Origin of the sequence: Streptomyces europaeiscabiei, assembly GCF_001550375.1 — a bacterium.
GTDB lineage: Bacteria > Actinomycetota > Actinomycetes > Streptomycetales > Streptomycetaceae > Streptomyces > Streptomyces europaeiscabiei.
The window spans coordinates 1-4,870 of sequence record NZ_LRTR01000858.1 but is presented as its reverse complement, the minus strand read 5'-3'; the positions used below and the strand labels follow the sequence as shown (position 1 = coordinate 4,870).

The following is a 4,870-nucleotide window of genomic DNA, read 5'->3' as shown; positions in this document are numbered from 1 at the left end:
AGCGCAGACGGTGGGCGACGCAGGTGGTCGTCGTGGACGAGCTGGCCCGGCGGGCCTGTGCCACGCGGGGTCTCGCGCCACCGGCCGAGGCGGTGCCGACCCCGGCGCTCGCGGTGTCCGGGACCGAGGTCGCCGACCTGGGCAGCATCGTCGCGGTGGCGCTCGCCCACTCCTCCGCCGCACGCACCCTGCTGGCGGCGCTGGAGGCCGAGCAGAGCGTGCCGGAGGAGGTCGTACGGGACTACTACGACCGCAATCCGGACCGTTTCCTCACCTCGAAGGCGCTGCGGCGCGGCGTCGACCCTTACGGCGGGGCGGGTCCGCGGGACTTCCTGCCGTACGGCGACGTCCATGACGACGTCGTACGGGACCTGCGGCGGGCGAGCGGCCGGCAGGCCTTCTTCGACTGGCTGGACCGGGCGCGGGCCGACGTGCGGTACACACCGGGGCACGAGCACCCCGGCGACCCGTCGCACCCCGACCACGAGCACCGCCACTGAACACGCGCCGCCCGAGCACGCGTACCGGCACCGAGCACCGAGCACCGAGCACCGAGCACCGAGCACCGAGCACCGAGCACCGAGCACCGAGCAAACGGCCCGGAACCGAAAAGCAACACGGCAAGGCATTGACCTCCGATGAATTCTGGTCCACCTTTTCATCAATCGGAGTCCAAGTTGGTGATTTGAACCAGCAGCTCGATCCAGCATCCCGATCCAGCGGGTTGATCCGGCGGCGTGGTCCAGCAGCTGACTGATCGCAGGAGGCAACATGCGCGCGAGAAGACTGACCGGGTGTGTGGCGGGCGTCATCGCCCTCACCCTGACCGCCGCCGGGTGCGGTCTGTCGGGCGGCGGCTCCGACAGCGGGGACGCCACCGCCGGCGGCTGCGAGGTCGACAAGGGAAACGTCGGTTCCGGCAAGCTCACCGGGGACGTCAAGGGCACGATCACCTTCCAGACGACGAACCTGAAGAAGGACTTCGGCGACTACTTCAACGGCGTCATCAAGGCCTTCGAGAAGGCCCACCCCGACACGACCGTGAAGTGGGTCGACGACCCGGGCGACGCCACCTTCACCCAGCGGCTGGTCGCGGACGCGCAGGGCTGCACGCTGCCGGACGTCGTGAACATCAACGTCAACACGGCGATCGCGCTCACCAAGAACGGCTACCTGCTCGACCTGGACAAGAAGGCCCCGGACGCCGGTGAGCCGTTCGTGCCCAACCTGTGGAAGTCCAGCAGGTACGCGGACTCCTCCGGCACCCAGGTGCACAGCGTGCTCCCGTGGTACTCCGGCGGAATCGTGCAGACCTTCAACACCGACCTGATGAAGAAGGCGGGCCTGGATCCGGCCGAACCCCCGACGACCGTGCTCGGTCTCTTCGAGGACGCCCAGAAGGTGGCCGAGGCCTCGGACGGCAAGTACTACGCGTTCCTCGCCAACCCGCAGCTGCGCATCCCGGCCGACTGGCAGCAGATGGGCATCCGGGTCCTGTCCTCCGACGGAGGGAAGTTCACCTTCGCCGACGACCCGAGGACCGCGCAGTGGGTCGAGGCCATGACGAAGCTCTACAAGAGCGGCGGCATGCCCCGCGACTCGCTCTCCTCCACCCAGGACCCGGCCAACGTCTACGGGCAGGGCAAGCTGGTCTACGGCCCGACGAACCCCAACTTCCTGCGCTTCATCCAGCAGAACAACCCGAGCGTCTACGACAAGACCGGTGTCGCCCGGTTCATGCTGGACGACCTGGGTCACACCGTCGGCGCCCCGCAGTACGTAGGCGTCGCGTCCACCGGCAAGAACGCGGTCACCGCGCTGTCGTTCGCACAGTTCCTGACCAACGCGGAGAACCAGCTGGAGTGGGCGAAGGACCCGAACGTCGTCATCTTCCCCTCCACCACGGCCTCCCTCGACGACCCGTTCTTCCAGTCGGTCGAGGGCGACGACCCGTTCGCCGAGGCCCGCAAGATCGTCGCCAGCGACCGCAAGACCTCGACGGCCGACGAGATCGCCCTGACCCCCGGTGAGCTGAACACCATCTCCGCCCAGATACAGCTGGCCATGCAGGGCAAGAAGAGCGCCCAGGACGCCCTGGACGAGGCCCAGAAGAAGGCCGACGCGCTGATCGAGCAGGGCAGCTGAGCATGACCACCCTCTCTCCCCCCACCGAAGGACCGGGGGTCGTGGCCTCCCACGACCCCCACCCCGGGGAGCCGAGCGGCCGGCGCCGCCTGTTGCGGGCCGTCAGGCCCGGCCCCGGTGCCGACGCGGGCGGCGCCGCGCTGTACCGCCGCTGGTGGCTGCCGTGGCTGTGGATGTCACCGGCGATCATCGGCGTCACCGTCTTCGGTGTGTACCCGTTCCTGAACACGCTTCTGCTGTCGTTCACCGACGCCAAACCGCTCGGCGGCGCCGCCTCGTTCGTGGGCCTGGACAACTACACGCGGATGCTGGGCGACTCCGACTTCTGGCTCTCCACCCGCAACAGCGTGCTGTACGCCCTGATCGTGGTCCCGCTGATGGTGCTGCTGCCGCTGATGCTGGCCGTGCTGGTGGAGAAGAACCTGCCCGGCATCGGCTTCTTCCGCTCCGCCTTCTACACCCCGGTCCTCGCCTCCAGCGTGGTCGTCGGACTGAGCTGGCAGTGGCTGCTCAGCGACCAGGGCCTGGTCAACACCTGGCTCCAGAAGGCCCACATCATCCGGTCGGCGATCCCGTTCCTGTCCGACTCGTGGCTGATCCTGCTGTGCGCGATGGGGCTCACCCTGTGGAAGGGCCTCGGCTGGTACATGATCTTCTACCTGGCCGCACTGGGGAACGTACCGAAGGAACTGCACGAGGCGGCGGCCGTGGACGGCGCGGGCCCGGTCCGCCGCTTCTGGCACGTCACCATGCCGGGCGTGCGCACCTCGATGATGCTGGTCGGAACCCTCACCGGTATCGGCTCGCTGCGCGTGTTCACCGAGATCTACATGCTCGGCGGCTCCACCGGCGGCCCCGGCGGCGCCGACCGCACGCTCCCCTTCTACATCCGCGACGTCGCCCTCGACCCGCTCACCGGCAACGCCGGCTACGGCTCGGCGGTCAGCGTCGCCCTCTTCGTACTCACCCTGGGCCTCACGCTGATCGCACAGCGCCTGACGAAGGAGGACGAGTCATGACGACCGTCGTGACGTCCGTGACACCCGCCCAGGAGAAGCGGCGGCGTCTGATGCCGCGCTGGCGGGACTACGGCCGGCCGCGCGAACTCGTCGTGCGCTACCTGCTGTTGCTGTTCGTCCTCGGCATCACCGTCGGCCCGCTCATGTGGCAGCTGCTGTCGTCGCTGAAGGGCGTCGGCGAGGACGTGTTCGGCTCGAACGCCTCCCTCTTCCCGCGCGATCCGACCCTGCGCGCCTACCGCGAGGTGTTCGCGCAGGTCCCGGTCTGGACGTACATCCGCAACAGCATGGCCGTCGTCGCCCTGTCGGTCACCAGCCAGCTCGTCTTCTCCACGCTCGCCGGCTACATGCTCTCCAAGCCCAGCTGGAAGGGCCGCAAGCTGGTCTGGGTGCTGCTGATGGCGTCCATGATGTTCCCCTTCGAGTCGATCATGGTCTCGCTGTTCCTCAGCATCCGCGACCTGGGCCTGGTCGACCATGTGGCGGGTGTCTGGCTGCCCGGCTTCGTCGCCGCCATCAACGTCCTCATCATGCGGGCCGCGTTCCTCGCCGTGCCCCGCGAGATCGAGGACGCGGCGATGCTGGACGGGGCGGGCGAGTGGAAGCGGTTCCGGTACCTGTATCTGCCGTCCGCGTGGGGAGCGATCCTCGTCGTCACCATCAACACCTTCATCAGCGCCTGGGACGACTTCCTCTGGCCCCTGATCGTGCTGCGCACCGAGGACCACTTCACCCTGACGCTGGGACTCGCCCGGCTGCAGTCCTCGTCCTTCGGCTACGACCAGCGGATGGTGATGGCGGGCTCGGTGATCTCCGTGATCCCGGTGCTGGTGCTGTTCGTGATCACTCAGCGGTGGTTCTACAAGGGGGTGTCCTCCGGGGCCGTCAAGCTCTGACGTCCAGTACGGCGGGTACGGCGGCGAGCGCCCCCCGCGCCGACTCGGCGACGCGGATCTCGACGGCACCGACGTCGGACGGCACGTCGAAGGACAGGGAGACCGTACGGCGCTCACCCGGCGCAAGGCCGACACCCTCGAACGCGCACAGTTCGAGGGTGCGCGGCCATACGGGAGTGATCAGCCGTCGGAGGTACACCTGGACGACCGTACGCCCGTGCCGTTTCCCCGTGTTGGTGACGTCGACCTCGACGGTGGACCCCGCAAGGCGTGGTGTGCCGTACGCGAAACTCGTGTACGACAGGCCGTGCCCGAAGGAGTGGAGCGGCTCGGCGCTCTCGTCCACGTAGGCGCCGTACTCGGTGTCCTTGTGGTTGTAGTGGACCGGGAGCTGGGCCGCCGAGCGCGGCACCGAGACGGGCAGCCGGCCACCGGGTTCCCTGAGCCCGAGCAGTACCTCGGCGATCGCGGTGCCGCCCCACGGGCCCGGGTACCAGGCGGTGAGCAGCGCGCCCGCCGTGTCGGGCAGTACGTGCGGGCGGCCCTGGACCAGGACGACCGCCGTCGGCGTGCCCGTCGCGACGACCGCGTCCAGCAGCGCGTCCTGTGCCTCCCCGAGCCGCAGTCCGGCGAGGTCGACTCCCTCCCCGCAGGTCATCTCGGAGACGACGGTCCGCGCGGCCCCGTTGGCGTCGAACCCCGTGCCGGGGGTACGGGCGCTGCTGCCGCCCAGCACGAGGACGGCCAGGTCGGCCGCGGCGGCTTCGGCGACGGCGGCCGGGATGCCCGTGCGGTCGGGGCCGGTGAGGG

At 69.2% G+C, this 4,870-nt stretch carries 5 protein-coding genes; 4 read left to right on the top strand and 1 reads right to left on the bottom strand.

Annotation, left to right across the window (positions count from 1 at the left end; genetic code table 11):
* From AWZ10_RS43540 to AWZ10_RS43525, 4 genes are all read left to right on the top strand, one after another.
* A partial coding sequence (locus tag AWZ10_RS43540) for a hypothetical protein (protein ID WP_060893927.1) occupies nt 1–500 on the top strand: 500 nt, incomplete at its 5' end.
* Nucleotides 501–771: 271 nt separating this feature from the next.
* Nucleotides 772–2,145: an extracellular solute-binding protein gene (locus tag AWZ10_RS43535; protein ID WP_046707684.1), complete on the top strand. Its 1,374-nt coding sequence runs from the start codon at nt 772–774 to the stop codon at nt 2,143–2,145.
* A gap of 2 nt (nt 2,146–2,147) precedes the next feature.
* Complete coding sequence (locus AWZ10_RS43530; RefSeq protein ID WP_060893926.1) at nt 2,148–3,164, top strand: carbohydrate ABC transporter permease; 1,017 nt, start codon at nt 2,148–2,150, stop codon at nt 3,162–3,164.
* Entirely contained in the window at nt 3,161–4,060 is a 900-nt protein-coding gene (locus tag AWZ10_RS43525) for a carbohydrate ABC transporter permease (protein ID WP_046707682.1), read from the top strand. Before AWZ10_RS43530 ends, AWZ10_RS43525 begins: the two co-directional genes overlap by 4 nt.
* Here AWZ10_RS43525 and AWZ10_RS43520 read toward each other — a convergent pair.
* Nucleotides 4,050–4,870 (bottom strand): glycoside hydrolase family 3 C-terminal domain-containing protein (locus AWZ10_RS43520; RefSeq protein WP_208618664.1); only part of this gene is annotated, 821 nt, incomplete at its 5' end. The two genes, AWZ10_RS43525 and AWZ10_RS43520, sit on opposite strands and share 11 nt — an antisense overlap.

Bases quoted from the DNA above. Each gene is read 5' to 3' on its own strand.
- AWZ10_RS43525 (WP_046707682.1), top strand. From the start codon at position 3,161: ATGACGACCGTCGTGACGTCCGTGACACCCGCCCAGGAGAAGCGGCGG.
- AWZ10_RS43535 (WP_046707684.1), top strand. From the start codon at position 772: ATGCGCGCGAGAAGACTGACCGGGTGTGTGGCGGGCGTCATCGCCCTC.
- AWZ10_RS43530 (WP_060893926.1), top strand. From the start codon at position 2,148: ATGACCACCCTCTCTCCCCCCACCGAAGGACCGGGGGTCGTGGCCTCC.